The following is a 24,750-nucleotide window of genomic DNA, read 5'->3' on the forward strand; positions in this document are numbered from 1 at the left end:
GCTCGGATGATCCGGTAACCATGAACCGGTGTCTGCGCAGCTTAGCTGCGGTCCAAGAAGCAGAAGGGTGGCTGTCGTGGCCGCTGCACCTGAAGTTCCGTCAAGCCCAACCGCTGGCCTGAACTCCGCGCTGGAGACTCGGCGAATGGCGCCGGAGGAGCGCGTTGCTGCATTGATGGACGGACTCCACTCGATTCTTGAAAAGGCTGTCGAGTCGCCGTCGCATTGGCAGGTTCTCCTTGACGCTTCCGCCAGCCTGTGGCGCTACTCCGGGGGGAACGTTGCCCTGCTGATGATGCAGATGGCACAGCGCGGTACGGACGAGCCGACGCTCGTGGCCGGCTACAAGGAATGGGAGCGGCACGGGCGGACTGTTCTTCGCGGTGAGCATGCTTTTTGGGTGGTTGCGCCAAGGACGGCCCGCGTACAACAGGTGCTCTTGCCTGACGGCACTCGTCACCGCATCCCCCTTGGCGACAAGGCTCCCAAGGGCGCCGTTGACGAGGGGAAGAAGACGCTCATCACTGGGTGGCGGGGCCAGGCGGTCTTCGACGTCTCCCAAACCGAGGGTGCCCCGCTGCTGGTTCCTCGATCAGCTGGGCTTCCTCCATCCGGGGCGTCCCAGCTGTGGGGGCCACTGGAAAGAGTTGCCCGCGCCCATGGCTTTGCAGTGCACGTCACGGACTCGCAGTTCGGGCTCACAAGCGGCTTCACGGATTTTGGCCAGCACCGCGTTCAGGTGGGGGGCTGGCTGAACTCAGAGGAACGCGCAGCGGTGCTCGCGCATGAGCTGGGGCACGTCTTGCTCCACGGCCCGAACGACAATGTGGGGAAACTGTACGGGAGCAGCGTGGACCACCGTGGGCTGGCCGAAGTCGAGGCGGAGTCAGTGGCCTACACGGTGCTTAAGGCGCACGGAATTGATAGAGGGCCTCAATCAGCAAGCTATCTGTCCGGCTGGGCTGATGCAGTTATCGAAGCGGAGCAGTCAGCAGCCGGAGATACCTCCCGAAAGCAGCCAGCCTCACGAGTGGATATTGCCAAATCAGTGCTTGGCCGGGTGACGGCCGCAAGCAAGGAGATTCTGGAAATGACCGATCCGCCAGGACTGGGCGGGAAGGTCCCGGCTGCAGAAGCCTCCCTGTGGGTTGAAGGCCAGGAAACTTATGCCGGCGTTACGCCTGCAGCGGGGCCCTCGCGTGGCTTGGAGATCTCCGGCCCGTGAGGTTAACCGATCAAGCGTTGGATGGGAAAGCCCCGTCCGCGAAGGAAGGACGCACGATATGAGCACCAAGATACCGATTAACATTGCCGGCAACCTCGTGGCAGATCCGGATCTGACCTACGGTGAGTCGGGGGTGGCTCACGCCAAGCTCCGCGTTGCGGTGAACCAGCGGGTACAGGGTCCAGACGGATCCTGGCATGATGGGGAACCTGTTTTTCACAACGTCTCCGCGTTCCGGGCGCTCGCCGAGAATGCCTCCAATTCGCTGAAGAAGGGCGACCCCGTCACCGTTTCGGGTGAGCTGGAATTCCGTTCCTTTGAAAAGGATGGGGAGCGGCGTGAGGCTCGTCGGATCGTAGCCGAGACCATTGGCCCGGACCTTCGCTTTGGTACCGCTGCATACCAACGTTCTGCGCGTGCCGCTGGGCCTGGTGCTTCAACAGAGGCGGGCCTGCACGCGGCGCCGGAGTCGACGTACAACATCGCAACTAAGGGGCCGGTGTCGGTATCCCCTTTCGGCGAGCCGGCGCGGAATGAGGTTAGTCTCTGACCCTGCGCCGTCGGGAGGCCTTGCTGAGCTTGCCCCCTAGCGAGAGACGGCAATGGCCTGGTCTTTCCGCCGAGGACCAGGCCATTGTCATCCTGTCTCGCTGATGGACCGCGGTGCCTGCTATAGCCGCGAACTGCCCTTCCATTCGTCCGGTTCCATCCGCTTGATGCTCGAAGAGTGGGCCCATCCCATGTGGTACTTGCCGGAGGAATCCAGCCATTCGATGAGACCGTACTTGTGAGTCCAGCCAACCGCCTTGCCATAGATTCCGCCGACATACACTAACGGTCGGGCGTACTTCGGGAAGTCCCGAATAGGCGCCGGATCATCTATCGGACGGCTGGACTCAGCGTCCATCCGGGCCATCATGGGCTCGAGGTCTTCTGGCGAGCCGGACTTGATCACGCAAACAACTATAGAACATATGTTCGAATAAGGGTTTGGGGCCAAGTCAGCGGCAGGAGCTTCAGGTATTCCGCGCCCTTCCAACAGATGGCGTTACAGGAGCCGCCCCGCGCCCTTCGGCGGGAGCCCAGGCCAAACAATCCACCGCCTGGATGAAGTACGTGTCCGGCCATGGCGCGCCAGGCATAACCTGGGCTGGGTCCGGGGAGATGAGCAGGACCGATCCGGGCCAGATCGGTTCCGGAAGCGACTCCAGCCAGGCCCGCTGAGTGTGGTTGAAGCGATTCCACCGGATTGTGACCCAGGAGCCGGTGGGCTGCACTGCGTCAACGCTAACCAGCGTCACCTCCGCTGTTGTGCCGCCAAGCGCTTTGGCATTGCTGAAGGATCTCCACTGTTCCGTCGCCTGTTCCTGCCAGGCCCGACGTTGTCTAGTCCGTCGCCACCATTGCCATCCAGTAAGTAGTGCAGCAGCGAACAGCGTGGCGCAGCCTACTAACTTTGCGGAGAAGGGAACGCCGGCGGAGAGAAGGAGAACCAGAGAGAGGGCAGCCGCGGATAGAACAACCGCGCTGGCCAGTACCAACCCGGCTGTCGTAACTCTCGGTTTCACCGCTGGGTTCACGACCAATGTTTTGCCTCTACATCAGCTTAGATCTGCCAGCCGGAACTCGTAAGGACGACGTGCTGGGATCGATGCATTTCAGTTGTACTGATCTCGGGCTGCGGGGCCGCCTGAGAGCTTCTGGCGCTCTCAATTGCTTCGTGGAGTCTTTGCCGCTGGCCCAGCTGTTCCCATTCGTAGTCCGCCGTGGGAGCTCCCAATGGCAGGTGGGAATCGTAGATTCCCCATCTGTCCCTGAACAGGGCAACATCGCGAATCAGCCCGCCCGAGGATTCTGTCGCACCCACGGCGGCAGTCAGCTCGTCCTTCCACGGAGCATCCTGCGTCAGGGCAGCCCAGGTGACGGATTCCATCCTCTGGCGGATGCGTTCGCGGACCTGGACGATCATGTCTGCCAACTCGGGTCCAAGCACAGGGAACGATTCGCGCAAAGGGTACATCTCCATCGTCGGTGATCCTTTTGTGTAGCGACGAAGCCGCGCGCTAAGGAGGGCCATCGGGTCGTGCACTGAATGGCTGTCCTGCACGGTCCGCTCCATGACGCGCTCTGCGCCGTGATGGCCGACCGCTGTAGCTTTTCGCCAGGCGGCAACTGCGGCGCCCCACGACGGTGACGCGCTTAGTTCCTGCACTGCGAGCGGGGCACCCTTTCCCAGACAGCGTCTGAGGTCCTCACCGGCGGCAATCTGCGCGAGGTAGTCGTACTCGGCATACAGCCGTTCAAGGTTGTCCGCCTTCCTGCTCTCTGCTTCGCGGACCTCGTGGGCAGTCCGCTCGGCACCTTCTGCGGCCAATATCTCTCCGAGAATGCTGCGCCACGACAGCTGCAGCGAGGGGTCGACGGCTTGGTGTTCTGAGTCGTCGCCCTCGCTGACATATGCTGCGTTCCCGGACCGGCCGCGCGTCATGCTCACGTAGAGCAGCTCGCGGGTCAACCGTCCTTGGGTGACCACTGTGTGCCCGGTATCGACCGTAAGGCCTTGGGATCGGTGAGCGGTAGTCGCGTAGCCGAGCTCAACGGACGTCTCAAGATAGGCCCGGGGGAGTACGACGCTCGCCCCAGTCTCCCGCCGCACTGCGTGAACTGAGCCGTCGTGCCTGTTGACCGCTCTGACGTCGAACAGCGTCCCGTTTCGGACAAATTCGCCTTCGCTGTCAATGAGCCGGCGATTGTTGCCGCGGGCGATGATGGTGTCACCGGAACCGGCCTCCAAGCCGTCGGCGAGTTGAGCTGCCAGCTCTGCATCCACAACTCCCTGGGCCACCAGGTCTGCTCGGGCCCGCTCGTTGAGCATGCTGACCGTCTCGTTGTCTGCGGCAATCAGGATGGAAGACTTACCCGACTGCATATCGGTCTGCCACGCAAGGTACGCCTGGTCCAGCATGTTTAGATAGGAGCCGTGCCGGATCCGCCGATGCTGCTCGTAGTCCTCGATCGCTGAGTAGTCTCCCGCCCGCAGCTTGAGGGACGATGAGCGCTCCCACTCCTCATGGAACCTCCAAATGGTGCTGAGGCGTGTGGCCAATCCCTGGCGGTCGAGCCAGCCGAGGACGCCGCCAGCGTCGATTGCGTCCAACTGGCCTGGGTCTCCCACCAGGAGGATTTTCGCACCGGCTTCCTTTGCTTGCTGCGCGAGTGCAGCAAGCTGAAAGGTGGATACCATGGACGCTTCGTCAATGATGACGAGTTGATTCGGGCGAAAGCACCACCGCTGGTGAGTCGCAGCGAGCCGGGCCCCTTCCTGGGCGAACGTGATGCTTCGCCGGTCGTACTTGGACGAACTCAAGAGCCCCTGGACATGGAAGAAGCGCTCAGCCCGCGCAGCCGCACCGTGTCCCATCGACTCGTGCAGCCACTTGGTCACGTTCTCGGTGACCATACGAAGTTCCTGGCCCAGCACCTCTGCGCTCGCCGCAGCCGGGGCCAGCCCGATGACACTGCCCGCCCCGTGCTCTGCCTCCCAAACTCCCTTCACTGCACTCAACGTGGTGGTTTTTCCCGTTCCCGCCGGGCCGACGATGGCGTCCAGCCGGTTTCCGCTAAGGACGACGTCTGCAGCTGCCGCGCGCTGATCGGCATGTAGCCTCGGCACTTGCAGACGGCGGCCGCTGTCCAGCGAGTCCATGACGACTGATGGGCGGACAGCCGGTCCGCCGTTGTCCTTCCTAGCCGTCATGATGGCGTCCTCGCAAGCGAGTGTTGAAGCGTCGGTGTAGAGGCGTGATCCATGGAAGTCGAAAACGCTCCGCTGGTTGAGCTGCAGGTCCGGGCCAGCGTTCGGTGGAAGGGAGTAGCGGTACTCGTTCAGGGGCACTGATTGTTGTTCGGCAGCGGTGGCGACTGCATCTATCAGAGCGGCCCGGTCTGATGAGGTGCTGCAGCGGATTTGGGCGCAGACTCTCTCCGCTTCTGCAAGTAGGTTCCAGCGGTTCCAGGTTGAGCGTTTTCCGGCAACCCGTTCCCTGGCGATGGTCGCGACAGCGGATGTCCAGTCGGGAGTGAAGTCCAGGAAGGTAAAAGGGGCGACGCGGGAACGGTTGATGGTGTGGGCGAGGACGTCAGCTGGCTGGAAACCTGTGGCAATTGCTCGAGCCTGCCATTGTTTCGACAGCTGGTGCAGTGGCGTGGGACTCTCGGACTTTGGGGCGCGAGTAGAAAGGGTTGCCTGCTGGCGGAGCTTGATGGTTGTCGTGGTGGTTGGGGGATGGCCGTGTTCTACGGTCCATGAAGCCACGAGCCGATCAGTTTCCAAATTAATGAGGCGGGAGCGATTGGAGAATTCGTGGATGAGTTTCTCGTCGATTCCGGTGAGCTGTTGGCTGGGGTTGCGGGTTGCGGTGAGGGGAGTGCGTATCTCGGGGTCGCACCCGAGATTCCGTTGGAGGGCGTCGAACAGGAGTCCGTTGTAGTGTTCGCTCGCCGCGACAGCTGCTTTATAGAGAGCACGGGAGTCGAGAGTGACCCATGCTCCGTCGGTGACGCGCTGTGTGCGGTTGGCGATAACTAGATGGGTGTGGAGCTGCGGATCGCCGGTGCGTGATTCCCAGTGGTCGAAGGCTGCGGCAACAGCGCCGCGCGTGCCGATGTGGGCGACGCCGTTGCGGCCGGCCCTGGTGTGGATGACGTTCGTTTCCAGCCATGCAAGGGTTGCCTTCACCGCACCATGATGGGTTCTCAGGATCTGCTGTTGCTTGCTGCGGGGGCTCAGAGCCCAGAGTACGGACACCGACTTTGGGACGCTGAACGTCAGGTCGAAGCCAACGACCGCGTTCCGTTGAACTGATTGGCCGGTCATGTTCTCGACAGCGGCAGGTTGGGCATGCGGCCGGCCCAGGGGAGTGCCGGTCTGCGGATGTACCGCCAAATCAAAAACCGCTCTTGCGTCGGTTTCCGTGACGGCCTCACCCAGCGTCTTACTGATGCCGTTTAGTCCGCCGCCAATCCAACGCCCCTGGGGTGTGCCCGCCTTCATGTAGTACGTGGTGGGGTCCGGGGGAGAACCGGAAAAGTCATCCATCATTGTCGTCTTGAACAGGTAGCGCAGACCCGACCGGGCAGACAGACGTGCGATAGACATGGTCACAGTCGAGGTGCCCCTGCCTGCTGTTTGCTTGGATCCCAACCCCTCCGGCGGAGGATGTCCAAGGTTTGGACGTCAAGAGCCACTCCCTTGGCGCGGGAGATTGAGACAAGCAAGGCCGCGGTGTGGGCCAGGTCCTGCACATTAGTCCGTTGAGCTCGTTTAAGGCGTGCGACCTCCGACTGGAGGAGGTTGATGCTCAGCCGCTGTTCCGAACTCTCGGCTTCGAGCCGGTCGATCTCTGCGGCTTGAGAGCGGAGCTCGGACTGAACCACTTGGCGTTGGCCCTCGCAGGATATCCTCTCGGACTCCAGACGACGCTTCGTAGCCTGCAACTGCGCTTTGAGATGCGGCGAGCTCAAAGTTGTTGCCGGCACTGTAGAAGGTCGAATTGTGGCTCGGTGCCGACGACTCCGGTGCCTGTTCGCGCAACGTTGGGAGCAGAACCGGTGGCTCCTCCGCGTCGCTTCGAAAGTGGTACGGCACTCTTCGCAATTCTTCTGGTTCACGTTGATTCATCAGCGAGGCTCAGCGGGGCGACATGACTGGCCGTGACAGCATCTAACGCTGGCGCCTTGGATGCCAGAGGTGTGAGGGCTGGATTTTAACGAGGAAGGTGAGGAGTGGAGCGGCTCTCGAGTAAGAGCTCGGCGCGTTCGACTACCGACAAGTGGTATTCGTTGAGGCGCTCGCGGGCTAGGGGACTCGCCAATTCACAGTCTAGGATTTCGACTAAATGCCGGTGAAGCTGGGCTTCCGCGTGGCGGGAGAAGAACACGAGCAAAGCGGGGCGGTGGTCCTGCAGGACCAGCTCACGCTGGCAACTTGTAACGTCATTCCAAATTGGCTTGATCTGCATGAGAAGTAGCCTTGCCCGCAGCGCGAAGATGCCCTGCCGGAGGCGTCCCGCCATGCGGGGGAGAAGTAGTCCAAGACTGACCAGGAGCACAGCAGCCGTCTCTCCGATCCAGTAGAAGCCTGTCAGTGCGGCAGCTGTTTGACTGTCGGCGCCTTCAGCTGCAAGCACAGCGCCATAGATCAGCCGGTCCAGCAGGACAAGTGCGAAGAGGACGCATCCCCCTGCGATGAGGGAAAAAGCCGACCGGAAGGCCGGTGCGTGCATGTGCGGGACGTTTCTGCGGCAGACCCGGGCTATGTCGAGGCAGACCGACATAATGAAAGCGGAGCCTGTCCAGAGGAAGACTGCCATCCCGGGCTGGTCAGCGTAGGTCAGCGGCAAGTTGGGATCGGTGCCATCCACGCGGCTGGCGAGAAACCCGGCCGTCACTGTGGTGCACACGGCGGCAGCAGCGAACCTGCCCAAGACGAGCTGCCGCCGTCGTACTTCTGTATCTGTAACCGCTGCCAGCAGAATCGCCGTGCGAAACTGCCAGAACCCCAGGAGCAAGGACAAGAGGGTAGCCAGCCCGACGCGGTTGTGTCCGCCGAGTAGTGGATCGACGGTGTAGTAGACCGCTGGGACATAAAGGGTGCAGGCGATTGCAGCCAGGATAGTGGCGCGGAAGACGCTTCCACGGTGAGCATCGAGCGCTGTTGGAAGCCTGAGAACAGTCAGGACCCAGAGTGCGGCGGCAGGGACCGCTTCCATCAGCCGAATACTTGTCGAAATGCCAAGGGCTCGGGCATGGCATCGACGTCGCTGTTGATGATTCGAGTAGCGAGCTGGTCGGCCAAGACTTCAGCCATGAGTTCTGCGCCGTCTGTGTAGCTGCTGCGTCCGAGCACGCGGAGTACGTCCTGGCTCAGGTCAGGCAGGAAGGTCGCGGCGAGGTCTGCACTACTTTCTTCGAGGTCATGACAGAGAATCATGTGGCTGAACTCGTGAAGGACGATCTGCTGCCGGTGCCAGGCCGACTTTACGGGGGCATGCAACACGATGTCCCGGTCCGCGCAGATTAGCCACACGCCGCAGAGTTCCGATCCGGATAGGCCAGGCAGTTCGTCGACAATGATGGGACGGCTTCTTTGCTGTTCCAGTTGGTCTCGGATGACCTGAAGCGTTGGCGCTTTGGGCAAGCCGAAGGCTTGCTCCGCCTTGCGGGCTAGTTTTCGAGCTTCACGATAGTTCATTGCTTCGGAAGGTTGAGGGGGCGGGAATATTGATGGGGCCGATTTGGTCGAGCGAGTAGCCGCCCGGGTACAAAGACGAGCCGGCCTTTCCTGCGGTGAAATGGGGCTTTTGGTTCAGAGGCAGACGTCGGCGGAGGTTGTTGCGGACTGCCAGCATGCTTTCCAGGACGGCTTGGGAGATTTGACCGGCGCGGGGGAGCCCGAGTGCGTCCACGAGGCGGTGGTCAGCCAGCATCACGCTCACCAGGCGCGCTGCGAAAGGTCGTAGAGGAAGCGGCAGACGGCTCTGGAAGACCTGAACGGTCGCGTCCATCAAACTTTGGCCATCAACCGATGGAGAGATGTGCGTTGCCTCGTATTGGTTGAAGAATCGCTCCGCTTCGGCATAGGTCTCAGGCATCCCGTGTATGTTCATCCGGGACCCCAGCTCAGTGAAGAAGCGGGATGCAGCGGCCAGTTCTGCTCCCGTGGGCTGGCGCCACGCATGATGCTGGGCCCAACGGATCGGAACGACCAGCAGGGTCAGGAGGACGTAGAGGTAATCGTCTCGGCTGCCGGGGACGTTGCGGTGAGCGCGATTAAGCAGGGCGATCATGTGCTGTCCCCGGTCACTGTCGAGGCCGTTTGAGATGAGCTCGTAGATGACGATTGCGGTGTCGTAGGAGCGCTTCATGGGACGCGCCGGGATTTCGCCGTTCCGGTGGAGAGTGGCCGCGATGCTTGGGATAGCAAAATTCCGGTAGTACGAGAGGAAGAAACCAAGCTCCATATCTGCTGCCAGGTCGTACAGGACCATGGTGCGGAAGGTACCTTCCCAGTCGTCTGGGGAAGGCGTTTCTTGTCGACGGAGGCTGTCAGCGAGGGTGGGATGAATCTTCATCGAGGCCCCCGTTCTTAGTAGCTGCTATTGCACGCTCGAACTATGGGCTGCGAAGGCTCCCCAGCTCGGCTAACTTGCTTACATCGTAGAACTGTTGCCCTCGCCTGACTAGGCGAATGTAGACGGGTCTACATAGCTTTCTTGGCGCGATTGTTGGCGAGTGTCTGCTCCAGGCCCTTTTCCCCCTGACGCATCATCAGGGCATGTGCTGCCATGAAGGCCGGAGCGGCAATGGGTGTTAGTACATTCATCCAGCGCTGTGTCGGCCGCACGCGCCACTCTATCTCCATGCGCGTTGCCTGGCCTTCCTCCTGGGGAACGAGTGTCACCCGCCCGGTGCCCTGCAAGTGCCCGCCGGCGTCGAACTCTATTTCACTGGGCGCGGCGACCTTTGTGGGGTGGATGGTGATGGTGAGGGTGTAACCCAGGAAGGCTTTGAAGTTCAGGTGGGCCGTGGTCGCCTTCAGAATCTCCTCGTGAGCCCCGCTTGGTGCTTCCGTTCGCTCAAGCGGCGCCGCGAAGGTGCAGTGCGGCCACCACTGAGGCCAACTCATATCGGTGTCTGCAATGACGGCCCACACCTCTTCGGGCGAGGCGGGGAACTGCCAGGTGGAGTTGAGGTCGAAGAGGCGAGACTTCATATGAATATCTTGGCATCAACTCCAGCACGTCCTGCTCCACCGGCTTCGCGAGGCAAGCAAGGAAGGCATTTTCGACGTCTCCGGCATCGTTGAGCATAACTCTGTGCTTCGGGCTGATTGTCAGGTAGGACTCTAAGACTCAACAGTTGGCGTGTGCAGGAACTGCTTTCGAACCCTATTCTGACGCGCTTTTCGCCGCTGCTTGACGTCAGGCTGGGGTGTGATTCAGGTGGTCGTTTTTTCACTCCACAGCCGTAATCCCCTCGAACCTCTGGAATTGTTACTCGCGCGGCAGTTCGTCCTCGCGGCACCGGAGTAGGTACACGCGGCAAGTTGTTCGACTGAGAAGGTCACTTCGTCGTTCTCCGCGACGAGAATGCGCCCTAGTCCATCGAGCCATACCCAGATGATGGATGCCTCCTCTGAGACGTCGTCTATGGTCCCAGGGCGCGGAATCTCATTTGGCCGCTGAACCACGACGCGGTCCCCTGTGTTTAGGAAGACCCAGTCGTCGTCCGTGCTGAGACTGCGGCTTGAGTTCGGCATATACTCCTCCATCTTCTCTTTGCCGTTCACTGCTGACTCGACAAGGCACGGACTGCCTCGCTCTTCGGGCGTTAAATTCGTTGAACCGTCTTCCCACCTCTCGAGCCAGCGCATGAGCAGGGTGAGGCCCGGCTGGAGTGCCACGAGGCCGGAGATCGTCACAGGGTGGCGGCGGCCGGGTTCCAGTCTTCTGACAACGGCGTCGGGTTCCCAACCGTCGATGCGCCCGCGCTGCTTCTCCGCTGTCGGCCGACTCGATTGAAGGCTGACTGCAACGAGGGGATGAGGTTTCCCGGCGTCACCCCTTGGCTGCTCTACCGCTGCGCAGGAAGGACACTCGTTGTGGTGCGTGACTGGGACCGCACACCACAACGAGTGTCACTATCGCGCCTCTACTGCGCAGTTGTTAAGGCCTGCAGGGCCGCGCTCGAGTTCGAGGATTTGCCGACAGGCTGCTTGGGCAGTTTGCCGAGCGGGTACTTGAGCTGGGCCGTCTTCTCGACGTAGTTCCGCAGAGCATCACGAACGGCGAAGTACGCCGGCTTGGGGTTGTAGTTCTCGTCCAACAGGCACGGCTTCGCTCCCGGGAGCCATGAATAGAGGTGCTTGTCCGTGAAGCCCCAGACGCTGATTTCCTTGATGCCGGCGTTGAGCGCCTCAGTGACGATGTCGCCGTAGATCTGCGCCTGCGAGATGGGGTCGTATGTGTGCACGTCCAGCTCCGCGATAGAGACCTCGAGTCCCAGGCCGTGGAAGAAGTTCGTCATCTCGGTGATGGCTCCGGGCGGAGGCCCCTCGAGTGTTTCGTGCATCTGCAAGGCCACGCCGTTGATAGGCACCCCGTCTGCAACGAGACCGGAAACGAGGTCGTACAGTTCCTGCCGCTTCCCTGGGAGTGATTCCACAAGGTTTTCGTTCAGGAAAAGCTTGGCCTTCGGGTCCGCATCATGGGCAATCCGGAACGCGTCTGCGATGTAGTCTGGGCCGAGGGCGTTGTAGAAGTCGTTGTGCTGAAGGCCCCCACCCATCGTCTCCAGCGCTTCGGTTACGACGTCCCAGCGGTCCATCTTGTTCTTGTACCGCTTCATGATCGTATTGAAGTGATTGACCATGGCGGCGCGGAACGCGACAGGGTCATTGACCTTAGATACAAGGTAATCGGGGTTGCAGCAGCCCGAGATCAGGCCGTGGCCCTTGACCTGCATGTCGTTCGTTTTGCCGAAGGCCGCCAGTCGGTCCAGGCCCTCGAAGTCGAAGATGCCCTCTTGCGGCTCAACGAATTGCCACTTCATGTCGTTCTCGGGGGACAGGCTGTTGAACTGCTCGGCCAGCACCTTCGCGAACTGGGGTTCTGCCAAATAGTTCGAGGGCCGGCCATCGGCCGTTGATGTCATGCCTTTGATCGAACCGGATCCGATGATGAGGCCAGCCTTCGCGGCCTCCTCCCGGAGCGAGCCGATGCCACCCTCGGCCCCCACTGCGGGGAGGGCGTCTGAGGTTGGGCTTGGCGTCGTCGAGGCGGTTGCAGCCTGGCTGGCGAACGCCGACATCGTCAGACCCAGGCTGACTGTGGCTAGCATGGCTAGAGCTTTTCGCGTCTTCATTGGGGCGAATTCCTTCGAGTAGGTGACTGCCAACAGCGCGTTCGGCCGCAAGGTGACTGCTCGAAATACGAGCCAGCATCCGGTGCGCTGGGATGGTTTCTGACCCCGGGTGGGGGCAGCCGTGCCATTCCGCCGCGGCCGGGTAAGGCGGCGGCACCGAGTTCTGCTTCGGTGGTGAAAAAGGTAACCCGAAATTGTGACATGTGCAACAATTTCTTTTTTGCTTGTCTGCGCCCGTTGATTTGAAGCGCTGAAGACATGCGTGCGGTTCTTGCGCAGGGCGCATGGCGCAGGAGATCAGGGGCCTGATCCGGAGGATGAGGCCCTGATCTGCCCACCGAGGTTCAGCGCGGAACCTGTGAGCCCCCCACTGTCTGTGTCGTCGGGGTCGGCGCAGTCGTATTCCGGACGAGCTTTCCGGTTATGCCTATTTTGCGTAGGGGTCTAGCTGTTGAGGTCGTCGTGTCGCTGGCGGATCAACCCGAAGGGGACGGCAGGATGAGCACGCACGATATACCTGCCCGTCGCGATCCGTGTCACGAGGATCCCTGTCCGGTGCTTGAATGCGGCCTTCTGCACGACCGATATCGCCTCTTCCAGAGCCGTATCCACCTCAGAGGCGTCCTTGACCTGCACCTCAAGCATGCCGGGTTGCCCCAGCTCTCCGGTCGTGATTTCCATGTGTTCCTTTCACCGCACCGGGTACGGGGTGCGAGGCGAAGCGAGGGGCGCTACGGCGGAAGCTGGCCAAGCTTGATGCAGCATCCAGCGGTTTGCAGGGAGCCGGGGTCAAGAGCCCTTGGACTGGCGGGGCGTCGGGGTGAACAGGTGCGTGGCCCGAGGGTGCCGTTTACAGAAGTGCCCTGTGGCCGGCCGGGTAAAGACACTTATCGGCCGCGAGGCCAGTGTCCGGAGCGACGGTCCAGACGTCATCCATTGCCTTTGGCAGTGCGATTGGCAGCCGTCCGACGGGTGCAACTTCGCCACTGAGCACCCGCAATAGTGCAGAATCGGATACTCCAAAACTCGCAGTAAGCGCGGATGCGACCGTTGAGATCGGGGTAAGGATTGCGCCCCGGTCAAGGGCGACATCCACGATTAGGGGTATGCGGGAGGCTATCGCATTCAGTCGGTAGATGAGGCCGGGCCGGAACTCGAGCCCTCCTTGGTGGAAGAATGATTCGAGGAAAAGGTCGTCTCTGGCGTCGAATGGCGCGGCGATTCTGATAATTGCCAGATCTGCTTCATCCGGCGTGGGAACGATGGTTCCGAGCGCGCCGGCTATAGCGGGATCGATTCCCTCTATGTAGAGACGTTGGCCCGGCGCAACGGGAAGGGTCGCTTCAGTTCCGTGGAGCTTGTTCTCGAGGACACAGACGGAGCGGGATTGCGCCAGGTCGCCCGCCGCACGGTGTTCCGGGCAGCCAACAACGCGGCCCGCTGTATCTTCGTCGACGAAGGGGTTGTCGAAAAGCCCGAGCCGGAACTTCACCAGCAGCAATCGACGCGCCGAGGCGTCGATCCGGGATTCCGCGACGAGACCTTCATCGACGAGGTCGCGGAGGATTTCGACGCATTCTTCGCCGCCGAACTGGTCCGCTCCTGCTTCAAGAATTTTCAGCATGCGCCCCCGGGCGTCAAGGTGCTCGACTCCCCAGGCTCTGGCGGGTAGGACCTGGTCACCAATAACGTTGTCGTTAACAAGTTCCCAGTCCGTCACAATGACACCGTTAAAGCCGAGTTCTTCGCGCAGAAGTTCCTGAATTATCTGGCGGTTATAGCCAAAACCTACTTCTTCTACCGGCTGCCCGTTTATTTCAATACCCAACGGCATCCCGTAATACGGCATGATTGCCGCAGTGTCATGCTCGATGGCAGTCCTAAAAGGTGCCAGATGGTCTTCGAACCGGCCACCGGGGTACACCTGTTCGCGGCCATACGGGAAGTGGGCGTCCTCGCCGTCCTTTTGCGGTCCCCCGCCCGGGAAGTGTTTAGTCGTGCAAGACACGCTGCCGGGGCCGAGCGTGGCGCCTTGGAAGCCTTCCAGATACGCGGCCGTATGGGCTATGACCCGATCCAGGCGGGAACCGAAAGTCTGCAGTTGGCGCCCCCATCGGGGCTCAGTGGCTAAGTCAACTTGCGGGTGCAGCGCAGACCGAATTCCGACCGCAGTGTATTCAGCGCTGGCGATCTCGGCGAAGTGGCGGGTGGTTTCAGCATCATCGATCGCGGCCAGGCCCAACCCTTCCGGCCATTGCGAAAACGGGCCTGCGGAAAACCCGACGCCGACGTTTTCTGCGAATGCGTGGCGAGGGTCCGTGGAGATTGTGACGGGAATTCCGTGAGGCGATCGAGCGGCGAGGTCTTGCAGGGCGTTGCTCCACCGGGCGGCTTCCCGTGCGTCGTCGAGCCCGTGGACGTTGAAGTGGTTCATGTTCTTCGCCAGAACCACCACCGAGGTTGGTGACTTGCTGATGTGCCCCGCTTTCTCCAGCAAAGAGCCGGCAGGTCCAGATTCGATGACGGTCTGAAACATGAGACCGATCTTTTCGTCCAACGAGAGCCGCGTGAGCAGGTCTTCGGTGCGCTCTTCGGGTGTTCTCCGCGGGTCCTCAAAGGGGTCCATGATCCCGTTCCCATTCAGGTCGCGGTACTGGATTCCGTCAGGTGTTGTTGCCAGCTTTAGGTGGGTCATGTGGATCCTCTCCTGGATGGGCGGTTTGATTTTTCGTTTCGGCCAAGACGCGCCGAACACCGAGATCGGAACGATTTAGTGGGCCTTTGAGTGAGAAGGCGCGGCCACGTCCGGCAGTGTCTTTGCCGTAGCGATTGTGGAAATGGACTTCTATCCGTCCCGGAGCGAACTCACCACTACCCCTGCGAGCCGTGCGGGCGATCCACACGCACGCTGCCCGGTTCTTGCCCGCTCATGGAAGGATCTCCTCGTTGAGGGGTCACGATGTCGTCGCGACAGCAGAAGCGACAGCGCCCACCTTACGACTAAATTTGAACGACCGCTACATTTTTCGGAATTATGGTTCCGCTAGGGCCGCACTAACCACCCGGCACTGGAACGGGGGAAAGAAGGATTGGGCAGATTACCTGGGGGCAGATCGGTCCGGAGCGCCGGGGAGATCCTTCACCGATTCCGGAAGGGCCCATTCAAAGAATGCCCTCATGGACCTGGTCATATCGGAGGCCGGGTCGATCAGCCATTGCAGCTGTATGCCGTCCCAGGTACCTATGAGCAGGCGGCTAAGGGTGTGGGGGTCTCGGGTTGGGCTGATTCTGCCTGCGGCCTGGTCGTAGGTGAAGGCGGCCGAAAGTTCTTCCGTTTTGCGCCGGTAGCGGGCGACGAACCAGTCATGCGCGGGATGCGTGGGGGCGGAGGATTCCGCCGCCAGGATGGCGAAGAGGCGCAGCAGTTCAGGCCGCTCGAGGCTTGACTCCACCCGCTCCAACGTGGCGGACGCGACCCCGCGCTCTGCGCAAACGGCGTCGAAGTCGAACTCCTCGTTTCCGGAAGTGGTCCTGTCGGCCCGCTCGAGCACGGCCTCGAGAAGCTCGTACTTGGACCCGAAGTGGTGGACGATGCTGGTAAGGCTGAGATCGAGGGAGCGTGCGATGTCCCGCAGTGAGCCGCCATGGTAGCCGTGCGTGGAGAACACGGTGGCGGCGGCATCGAGGATGTCACTCGATCGCTGCGCCGACTTCGCGTACGGGCCCCGCCCGCCGGGGCTCTTCTGTTCACTCATGCTAGTGACCTTACTAACTATCGACCGGGGCCGTGGACAACACCGAGCTTTGAAACTCGCTGAATAAAATTGTAGCAACTGTTCAACTTTCATGTAATGATGATCACGATCATCACGGTGACCCTGCTCCGGGCGCCCCATGTCACAAGGAGGTAGACATGCCTACACCACTAGCCCCACTCAAGCGACGTACCTTTGTCGCAGGCTCGTTCATTGCAGCAACAGCCCTACTTGCCGGGTGCACCGCCGGCGGCGGTAGCACCAGCAGCCAGTCGGGGGAGACCACTTTGACCGTTATGGTCGGAGCCAAGGATCTCAGCGCGGAACAGGTTGCTGAGTTTGAGAAGAACAACCCTGGCATCAAGATCAACCAGGTTCTGTTCGATGCCACCCGGCTGAACACCATGCTTGCTTCGGGCAACCCGCCCGACATTACTGTTGGCGCCGCCGTCGGCAGCGCCAACTTCAACGCGCGGGGGTTGGCTACGGACCTCACCCCGTACCTGAAGAAGAGTGATGTGCTGAAGGAAGACGACCTTCAGCCCGTCAACGACAGCTTCCGCTGGAACGGTACCAAGAGCGGTGAAGGTCCCCTCTACGGCATCGTCAAGGACTGGAGCCAGGACTCGACACTTTGGTACAACACCGCCCTTTTTGACAAAGCTGGTGTCCCCTACCTGAGTGACACCGAGGCAACCAGCTACGACAACCTCCTGGAGATCGCCAAAAAGCTTACTGTCGCCGGCGCAACAACCAAGACTTTTGGACTGGGCGTCGAATGGGACTGGTCCCTCTCCCAGCCAATGTCGGCGATGGTGATGCAGCAAGGTGGGCAGCTGTACAACGAGGACCTGACCAAGATCGACTTCACCTCGGCCGCTGCCAAGCGCGCCTTCCAGTGGTACGTCGATTTCGGGAAATCAGGGGTAGGCCCGACGTCCCTGAACCCGCTTCCGGATGGCTCTGACTACTCGACTTTCGCGGCACAGCGAATGGCGATCAGTCAGGATGGCTATTGGTATGGCGGTAACTTCGCCGCCCCCGATGCGCTGAAAACTGTCCGGATGGCTCCTTCACCTGTAATGGGGGACACCCGCGTCGCCCCTACGTTCTCCGGCCAGGGGTGGTGGATCCCGGCGAAGTCGAAGAACAAGGACGCGGCATTCAAGCTCATGGAGTATTACATGGCCGGCACACCGGCCAAGGAGCGTGCCGCGAGTGGCTGGGGCCTTCCGGGGCTGAAGTCGCTGAGCGACAAGTTGCCGCAGGATCTTCCGTTTCAGAAGCAGGCATACGCCGTCGCGCAGAACGAACTGCAATATGCAAAGCCCCTGCCCGATTCGCCCTACATCTCCGTGGACCTGATGCAGAGCACCATCAAGACGTACCTTGAAAAGGCCATCAAGGGTGAAATGAGCGTTGACCAGGCATGCGTGGCGCTCACTGATGAATTGAACAAAGCCCTAGCGCAGGGCAAGAAGCAGATCGGCTAGCAGTTATGGCGCGCAAGTGGTCCCGCTACCCCAAGAAGGCGTTCTACGCGTTCGTCGGGCCCTGGGTAATGGGTTTCGTGCTGCTGACGGCGGTGCCCATGGTGTTCGGGCTGCTTGTGAGCCTCACCAACTTCGACGGCAGCTCTCCCCGCTTCAAGTGGGTTGGCCTGGATAACTACGTCGAACTGTTCACTGACGGCGAGGCGTGGATGGCGCTCCTGAGGACGCTGCTCTTCACTGCCATCGTTGTCCCGCTTACCATCGGCGGATCTCTTGGCCTGGCAATGATCATCAACCGGCGGCTGAGGGCATTGGGACTGTGGAGAACCCTGTTCTTCCTGCCCTCAGTCGTCCCGGTTGTTGCCATGGCAATCATGTGGAAGCTTGTCTTCAACAGGGATTCCGGAATCCTCAACGCCATCCTGGGCGCCGTCGGTATCCAACCGATCTCGTGGCTTTTGGATCCCACCGCCTTCTACGCTCTGGTCATTCTGATGCTCTGGGGGCTGGGCGCAGGCATGATCATCATGCTCGCCGCGCTTCAGGGCGTCCCGGCGGAGCTCGAGGAAGCGGCCACCATCGACGGCGCGGGACGGTGGTCCGTCTTCCGGCACGTGACAGTGCCGATGATTTCACCCATCCTCTTCTTCCAGGTGATCACCGGCGTGATCGCGGCCCTTCAGGTCTTCATCCAGCCGCTCCTCCTGACAAGCTCGGCTGGGATTTCGAAGGTCAGCGGGGTGCCGGACAGCAACAACCTATACATGGTGCAGGTCTACAAGGAGTTCTTCCTCAGCAACCGTTTCGGTTATGGATCGGCAATGCTGTGGATATTCTTCCTCATCATCCTGGGCCTGACGCTGCTCTTCATGCGTTCGAGCCAGTCGTGGGTTTACTACGAAGTAGACACTGAAGCGGAGAATGAAGGAGCAACCCCATGACCATGACTGAGCGTGCAACCGCCGTCGGGCCGGTAACCACGGTAAAGGGCATGCGCAAGCTCGGAAAAACCCGCAAGACCAAGCGGCCCCCTGTAATCCTCTACGTTGTGATCCTTCTGCTGTCGGTATTCTTCATCGGCCCATTCCTGTGGCTGGTGCTTGCGGCGCTGAAGACACCCGCTGAATGGGCGTCGTTCCCGATCCAGGTACTGCCTGATAAAGCGCAATGGAACAACTTCGTAGACGCCGTTACCCAGATGGACTTTCTCGCCTACACCGTAAACTCTCTGTTCCTCGCGACGACGTATTCGGTGCTGATCACCATATCGAGTGCCACGGTAGGCTTCGGTTTCGCCCGGCTCAAGGCCCCTGGAAAGAAGGCCCTGTTCCTGGTTCTGCTCTCAACCATGATGATCCCGCAGATTCTGACGCTGCTGCCCACGTACGTTCTCTTCTCCCAAATCGGGCTGGTGAACACCTACTGGCCTTGGATTTTGTGGGGGCTGGCCGCATCACCGTACATGGTGTTCCTCTTCCGACAGTTCTTCTCGTCGCTCCCGCGCGAACTGGAAGACGCGGCGATCATGGACGGCGCCGGCTGGTTCAGAATTTTCGTTCAGATATTCCTCCCCCTCTCCCGCTCGGTGCTGATCACCTCGTTCCTCCTGTCGTTCACTTGGACCTGGGGAGATTACATTGCGCCCGCGCTGCTGCTGGACACAGACCACACCACCCTCTCGGTGGCCATCACCGCGTGGTACCAGGACCCTAACGGGAACACCATTCCCACCGTCCAGGCTGCAGCGGCAGTGCTGTACATCTTGCCTGTGCTGTCGATCTTCTTCTTCGCCCAGCGCTACTTCATCCGGTCAACAGTCTCCTCGGGTGTGAAGGGCTGAAGCCTAGACGAGAAATATATGCGTCAGCCCCCTGCCGGTAGGCGCTTCCTCAGAAAAGTCGCCTTACTGCTGACCACATCATCACCATTGTCACCCCACAGGATCATCGCCTGATCACCGTCAGCGCGATAGATCCCCGTAAGGGGTGCAACACGAACTTTAGGAGCAAAAGTGGCGGAAGCCCGCTTTCGAGCCGTTGATCTCATCAAACGGATGACCATGTCGGAGAAGGTTGCGCAGCTAACCTCGCTCGTGCCGACGATGCTGTTCGACGGTGAAGGAATTCGTCCGGACATCGCCGCTGCCAAGCTCGGTGAAGGCATCGGGTATGTAGAACCTCATATGGGAGGATTCCCGCGGACTGCTGCTGACCTCGCGAGGCTAAATAACAAGGTGCAACGGTACCTCGTTGAGAACACGCGGCTAGGTATTCCTGCCATCATGCACGTCGAGGCGCTGAACGGTGTCAACGCGCCATCGTTTACATCCTTCCCCACAGGAATCGCCCTTGCGGCGAGCTGGGATCCAGACGCGGTTGGTGACATGGCTGCCCTGACCCGCCGGCAGATGCGCGCCGTCGGGCTGCACCACGCACTCTCCCCGGTGCTTGACGTGGCAAGAGATGCAAGGTGGGGGCGAGTTCATGAGACGTATGGCGAAGATCCATACCTCGTGAGTGCTCTTGGGGTCTCGTTTGTCCGCAACCTGCGAGGAATGTCCTTGGAGGACGGCGTGATTGCCACCGGCAAGCATTTCCTTGGCTACGCGATGAGCGAGGCAGGGCTAAACATGGCTACCGTTCACCTGGGCGCGCGTGAGCTTCGGGAGGTCTACGCGCGTCCCTTCGCCGCCGCCATCACCCTCGGCGGCCTGGATTCAGTCATGAATTCCCTGTCGGATTGGGACGGGGTACCCGTTGCCGCTGATCCTCGGATATTCCGTCACTTGCTGCGGGACGAACTGGGCTTCGAGGGAACAGTGGTGTCTGACTGGGGATCGATTGAAAACCTGGTCATCCATCACCGGGCCGCCACCAACGAACGCGAAGCCGCCGTGCTTGGACTACGAGCTGGCATCGACGTGGAGTTGCCTGCTCCCTTCGGGTACGGGGAAGCCCTTGTCTCAGCCGTCCAGGACGGAGAGATCAGTGAGGCACTCGTGGATGAGTCCGTCCTGCGGGTTCTCACGCACAAGTTCGAGCTCGGCCTGTTCGAGAATCCGTATGTGTCCACCGATCAGGTCACGGTGATGTCAATTGCAAAGGAGGGCCGCGAGCTCTCATCGCGGCTGGCGCACGAATCGGTCACGCTGTTGAAGAACGACGGTGTCCTGCCTCTCGGCAATGCGCCCCGCATAGCCGTCATTGGTCCCCACGCCGCCGCTGTGGGTACGGCATTTGCACCATATACGTTCCCCGCTTTCATCGCCCTGACCCGCGCTCTGCGCAGGGGAGTGGCCAGCTCCATGGTCGGAGTGGATGAAAGTACCTTCCAGCCCGATATCTCCTACGTGGAAGGCGAGATCGGCGACCTCCTGGCAATGGGCGAGGACGAATACGCACAAGCCCAGTACGACGCCGTGTCGCTCAGCGACGCCCTCCGGACCGCACTGCCGAACGCGACGATAGTGGTATCCGAAGGTTGCGATGTTGACGGCGGCATCGACAAAATCCCGGCCGCGGTTGACGCGGCACGCGGCGCGGACGTAATAATCCTGGCACTCGGCGGACTGGCCCGATGGTTCTTCGCCGAGCGCACCGAAGGCGAAGGCGCAGACACCTCCGATCTGCGACTTCCCGAATCACAGCGCAGACTCGTCGATGCGCTCCACGCCCTGGACACACCGATGGTGGGCGTCCTCTTCTCAGGCAGGCCCCTCGCGTTGGGCGACATCGACCCAAAGCTGAACGCGCTCGTGCTCGGATACTACGGCTCCGAATTCGGCACCCGCGCCGTCACCGACGTTCTCACCGGCGCCAGCGAACCGCAAGGACGGCTCCCGTACACCATTCCGCGATCAAGCGGCCAGGTACCAATCCACTCCGGCCAACGATTTGGCAGCGGCTACCGCCGCCGCGAAGGCGACGACCACGGCGGATATGTCGATGAGGCCCCCACCCCGCTGTATCCGTTCGGACACGGGCTTACCTACACCTCATTCACGTACTCAGCACTGGCCCTCAGCACGCGATCTGTCACCACGGATGGAGAGGTAGAGGTGACGGTCACAGTGACCAACAGCGGCAGCCGCACCGGCACCGAAGTGGTCCAGCTGTACGTCGAGGACGAAGCGCTCGGGACCTCACGACCTGCGCTGCAACTCGCCGGCTTCCAGCGCATCACGCTGGAGCCTGGCGAGGAAGCGAGGCTGGTTTTCACGCTGCAACTGGCGCTCCTGGCCTACCTCTCGCTTGAGGGCAAGTGGATCGTCGAGCCAGGCCCAATGTCCATCTCAGTCGGCGCGTCTTCGGACGACCGCCCCCTGCGCACTCTGCTGGACGTTACCGGCGGAACGGCGGACGTGACAGACAGCAGGGCATACCTGACTGAATCGACGTCCCTGACCCTCACCGCGGATTTGCCATGAACCAGCCGCTGCAACGGAACATACGCGGTCACACGACCGACGCGAAAGGACTGACCATGTACCACGGTCTCCTCGATACCGGACACATCGATTTACCGCCCTCCTTCATCCTCGGCGCCGCGACTGCCGCGTACCAGATTGAAGGCGGCGCAACCGCAGGGGGCCGGGGTCCCTCCATTTGGGATACCTTTAGCCACACCCCGGGGAAGACCGAAGGAGGTGCCACGGGAGACATCGCCGCCGATCACTACCGCCGTGTCGACGAGGATCTCGGGTTGATGGATGCCCTGAACCTAACTGCCTACCGGTTTTCGATCTCGTGGTCCCGCGTCATGCCCACCGGTGAGGGCGAGGTGAACGCTGAGGGCCTAGAGTTCTATTCACGCCTCGTTGACAGTCTTCTGGCGCGGGGCATCCAACCGGTCGTAACACTCAACCACTGGGACCTTCCTCAAGCGCTGGAAGACAAGTACGGCGGCTGGCGCGGACGCGAGACCGCCTTCGCCTTCGAAAAGTACGCAGAGATCATGGGCGCTGCTCTCGGTGACCGCGTCTATATCTGGTCGACCCACAACGAGCCTTGGAACAACTCCTTCTCCGGATATGGCAGCGGAGCATTTGCACCCGGTGGAACGAGCCATGAAGATGCGCTCGTCGCGGCGCACCACCTCAACCTTTCGCATGGACTTGCCGTCAAAGCGCTCCGACGCACTATCACCCGCCTCGACGCCCAAATCTCCGTGGCGCTGAACATCTTCCGCGTCGCCGCCGAAACACCGGAAGACGCAGAAGCTGCCCGCCTGTTCGACGCGGTGGCAAACCGCGTCTTCACCGGCCCTATGCTCAAAGGGCAGTATCCTACCGACCTTCTCGCCGACACATGGAAATTCACGGACTGGAGTTTCGTCCTTCCCGGGGATCTGGAAACCAGTCATCAACCGATCGATCTCCTAGGCGTAAACTATTACGAAGTCATGCATGTGCGCCTGAACCCCGCCTATGACCCGGAAACCGAAAAAGCCGGCGGCACCGCCTTTCCGGGCTCGGAAAAAATTGAGTTCGTTCGACGAGGAGACCTCGAGCGGACCGGGATGGACTGGGGGATTGAACCCCAAGGTCTCGAAGACCACCTCGTGGCCCTTTCCGCAGAACATCCTGGTTTGCCAATCATGGTGATGGAAAACGGAGCAGCTTTCCCCGATACCGTCACCTCGCTGAATGGCAACGACGTTGTCCTCGATTTTGAGCGTACACGCTTCCTCATTGAACACGTTACGGCGACTGACCGCGCCCGCCAGCGCGGGGCCAACGTGGTGGGCTACCTGGTCTGGTCACTCCTGGACAACTTCGAGTGGGCCGCCGGATACGGACCGCGATTCGGGATCATTCACGTCGATTACGACACCCTCCAGCGGACCCCGAAACTCAGCTCCCACTGGTTCTCTCAACTCTGCGCATCAAAAACCATCCCGACCCTGCGTGAGTTCTCACTCGGCAGCAGGCCCAATCAGAGCCGGGTTCTTCCCTCCTACACAGAGGACGCCCTCGTGGCCAACTTGAGTAAGGATTAGAAACGGCGTGAGTGAGTAGCGCGCGGATTGCACCCGCATGTGGCGTGTCCTCCTGCAGGAGGACACGCCATATGCAGCACACCGACGCGACCTACTCAATGTTGACGGCGCCCGGTGCCCTGGCCACAACCACGAAATCGGCCCTATGGAACCGCAGGCTCCAGGCGTGCTGCCGGTTCACTATCACGGCAGCGACGAACACCTCAGCCTCATCCTGAAGTATTTGGACACCCCACCGCTTTAAAAGGAGAACAACATGCACGTAACCGACAAGGTCTTCGTGGTCACGGGAGGCGGCAACGGCATGGGCCGGCAGGTCGTGCTGGAGCTAGCTCGTCGAGGGGCACGGATCGCTGCGGTCGATCTGAACGAGGGGGGACTGGCCGAAACGGTTCAGCTGGCCAGAGTCGGCGGCCGCGTCACTGCACACAGCACTAATGTCACTGACCGCGATGCCGTCGCCGCGCTACCCGACTCGATAACATCCATGCACGGGCAGATCGACGGCGTGGTGAACATAGCTGGCATCATTCACGGTTTCGCTGACTTTGAAAAACTCCCGGCCGAGGTTGTCGAACGGGTCATGAATGTCAACTTCTGGGGCACGGTCAACATGTGCAGGACTTTTCTGCCTATCCTCAGAACTCGTCCCGCGGCCCGTCTCGTTAACATGTCGAGCCTGTCCGCGCTCGTTCCTTTCGCAGGCCAGACTTTTTATGGCGCCAGCAAGGCCGGAGTCAAGCAGTTCAGCGAAGGCCTCTACGCCGAGCTGCAGGGTTCCAGCATCAAAGTCTCCACCATCTTCCCTGGCAACATCTCAACGAACCTGACGACAAACTCTGGTGTCGAAATGATTGATGCCAAGGGCAAGAAAGTGCGATCCACCACACCCGAGCAGGCGGGCCGCGAAATAGTAGAAGGCCTCGTCAAGGGAAGGTTCCGCATCATCATTGGCAGCGACGCCCGGCTGCTCGACCGTCTTGTGCGACTAGCCCCGGGGTGGACGACATGGATGGTCGGCAAGCAGATGAAATCCGTTCTGGAGCCCAGCGACGCCGCCAAAACTTCGTGACGGGAACATCACCCGCTTGCTATGCCCTCTGATCCGTACTCTGCGGCCGACGTGTCATCCCTGGTTGCCCTGCGGTAGGGTCAAGCGCCTGCCTCTCCCACGGCCGAATTCGTACGCCGATAATGGAGATTCCGTCAACGAGCGATTTGGCCTCGACCTTCGCATTCCACCCATGCCGCCCGCGGTGAACGGCAGCTGGCATCAGAGTAATGCGGGAATCTGTTTTGTTGGCAGCGGCTCATGATGCGGCCGGGTGGGCGAACCAGTCCCCAATGGTGGCGTCAG

18 protein-coding genes are annotated in these 24,750 nt (G+C 60.9%); 8 read left to right on the forward strand and 10 right to left on the reverse strand.

What is annotated here, in order from left to right; genetic code table 11:
- Positions 1-145 precede the first annotated feature (145 nt).
- Positions 146-1,225, forward strand: coding sequence for an ArdC-like ssDNA-binding domain-containing protein (locus tag ACYSM9_RS09185; RefSeq protein ID WP_461856668.1), 1,080 nt, complete (start codon positions 146-148; stop codon positions 1,223-1,225).
- Between the two features lie 58 nt (positions 1,226-1,283).
- On the forward strand, positions 1,284-1,775 hold the full coding sequence (locus tag ACYSM9_RS09190; RefSeq protein WP_461856669.1) for a single-stranded DNA-binding protein: 492 nt from the start codon (positions 1,284-1,286) through the stop codon (positions 1,773-1,775).
- Positions 1,776-1,895: 120 nt separating this feature from the next.
- On the opposite strand, the gene ACYSM9_RS09195 is transcribed toward ACYSM9_RS09190, so the two are convergent.
- The 10 genes from ACYSM9_RS09195 to ACYSM9_RS09240 form a co-directional block, all read right to left on the reverse strand.
- On the reverse strand, positions 1,896-2,180 hold the full coding sequence (locus ACYSM9_RS09195; protein ID WP_461856670.1) for a hypothetical protein: 285 nt from the start codon (positions 2,178-2,180) through the stop codon (positions 1,896-1,898).
- A 651-nt stretch (positions 2,181-2,831) separates the two neighbouring features.
- Positions 2,832-6,383: a MobF family relaxase gene (gene mobF / locus ACYSM9_RS09200; RefSeq protein ID WP_461856705.1), complete on the reverse strand. Its 3,552-nt coding sequence runs from the start codon at positions 6,381-6,383 to the stop codon at positions 2,832-2,834.
- A gap of 607 nt (positions 6,384-6,990) precedes the next feature.
- A complete protein-coding gene (locus ACYSM9_RS09205) occupies positions 6,991-7,995 on the reverse strand; it encodes a hypothetical protein (protein WP_461856671.1) in 1,005 nt (334 codons plus the stop codon).
- Positions 7,995-8,477, reverse strand: coding sequence for a hypothetical protein (locus ACYSM9_RS09210; RefSeq protein ID WP_461856672.1), 483 nt, complete (start codon positions 8,475-8,477; stop codon positions 7,995-7,997). The genes ACYSM9_RS09205 and ACYSM9_RS09210 overlap by 1 nt, the downstream gene beginning before the upstream one ends.
- Complete coding sequence (locus tag ACYSM9_RS09215) at positions 8,464-9,357, reverse strand: oxygenase MpaB family protein (RefSeq protein ID WP_461856673.1); 894 nt, start codon at positions 9,355-9,357, stop codon at positions 8,464-8,466. The genes ACYSM9_RS09210 and ACYSM9_RS09215 overlap by 14 nt, the downstream gene beginning before the upstream one ends.
- A gap of 128 nt (positions 9,358-9,485) precedes the next feature.
- Positions 9,486-9,998: an SRPBCC family protein gene (locus ACYSM9_RS09220; RefSeq protein ID WP_461856674.1), complete on the reverse strand. Its 513-nt coding sequence runs from the start codon at positions 9,996-9,998 to the stop codon at positions 9,486-9,488.
- Positions 9,999-10,936: 938 nt separating this feature from the next.
- Positions 10,937-12,148, reverse strand: a complete 1,212-nt coding sequence (locus tag ACYSM9_RS09225; protein ID WP_461856675.1) for an endo-1,4-beta-xylanase — start codon at positions 12,146-12,148, stop codon at positions 10,937-10,939.
- A gap of 444 nt (positions 12,149-12,592) precedes the next feature.
- Positions 12,593-12,829: a hypothetical protein gene (locus tag ACYSM9_RS09230; protein WP_461856676.1), complete on the reverse strand. Its 237-nt coding sequence runs from the start codon at positions 12,827-12,829 to the stop codon at positions 12,593-12,595.
- Positions 12,830-12,998: 169 nt separating this feature from the next.
- Positions 12,999-14,843, reverse strand: a complete 1,845-nt coding sequence (locus ACYSM9_RS09235; protein WP_461856677.1) for a glycoside hydrolase family 3 protein — start codon at positions 14,841-14,843, stop codon at positions 12,999-13,001.
- Positions 14,844-15,246: 403 nt separating this feature from the next.
- Complete coding sequence (locus ACYSM9_RS09240) at positions 15,247-15,903, reverse strand: TetR/AcrR family transcriptional regulator (RefSeq protein ID WP_461856678.1); 657 nt, start codon at positions 15,901-15,903, stop codon at positions 15,247-15,249.
- 158 nt (positions 15,904-16,061) lie between these two features.
- On the opposite strand from ACYSM9_RS09240, the gene ACYSM9_RS09245 reads away from it, so the two are divergent.
- The 6 genes from ACYSM9_RS09245 (at position 16,062) to ACYSM9_RS09270 (ending at position 24,465) form a co-directional block, all read left to right on the forward strand.
- Positions 16,062-17,396 (forward strand): ABC transporter substrate-binding protein, encoded by a 1,335-nt coding sequence (locus tag ACYSM9_RS09245; RefSeq protein WP_461856679.1) that lies wholly within the window; start codon positions 16,062-16,064, stop codon positions 17,394-17,396.
- Between the two features lie 5 nt (positions 17,397-17,401).
- Positions 17,402-18,337 (forward strand): carbohydrate ABC transporter permease, encoded by a 936-nt coding sequence (locus ACYSM9_RS09250; protein ID WP_461856680.1) that lies wholly within the window; start codon positions 17,402-17,404, stop codon positions 18,335-18,337.
- Positions 18,334-19,236, forward strand: a complete 903-nt coding sequence (locus ACYSM9_RS09255) for a carbohydrate ABC transporter permease (protein ID WP_461856681.1) — start codon at positions 18,334-18,336, stop codon at positions 19,234-19,236. The genes ACYSM9_RS09250 and ACYSM9_RS09255 overlap by 4 nt, the downstream gene beginning before the upstream one ends.
- Positions 19,237-19,578: 342 nt before the next feature.
- Positions 19,579-21,822, forward strand: a complete 2,244-nt coding sequence (locus ACYSM9_RS09260) for a glycoside hydrolase family 3 N-terminal domain-containing protein (RefSeq protein ID WP_461856706.1) — start codon at positions 19,579-19,581, stop codon at positions 21,820-21,822.
- A 56-nt stretch (positions 21,823-21,878) separates the two neighbouring features.
- Complete coding sequence (locus tag ACYSM9_RS09265; RefSeq protein ID WP_461856682.1) at positions 21,879-23,393, forward strand: GH1 family beta-glucosidase; 1,515 nt, start codon at positions 21,879-21,881, stop codon at positions 23,391-23,393.
- Positions 23,394-23,649: 256 nt separating this feature from the next.
- Positions 23,650-24,465: an SDR family NAD(P)-dependent oxidoreductase gene (locus ACYSM9_RS09270; protein WP_461856683.1), complete on the forward strand. Its 816-nt coding sequence runs from the start codon at positions 23,650-23,652 to the stop codon at positions 24,463-24,465.
- Positions 24,466-24,750 lie beyond the last annotated feature (285 nt).

Source organism: Arthrobacter sp. C152, from assembly GCF_054890965.1.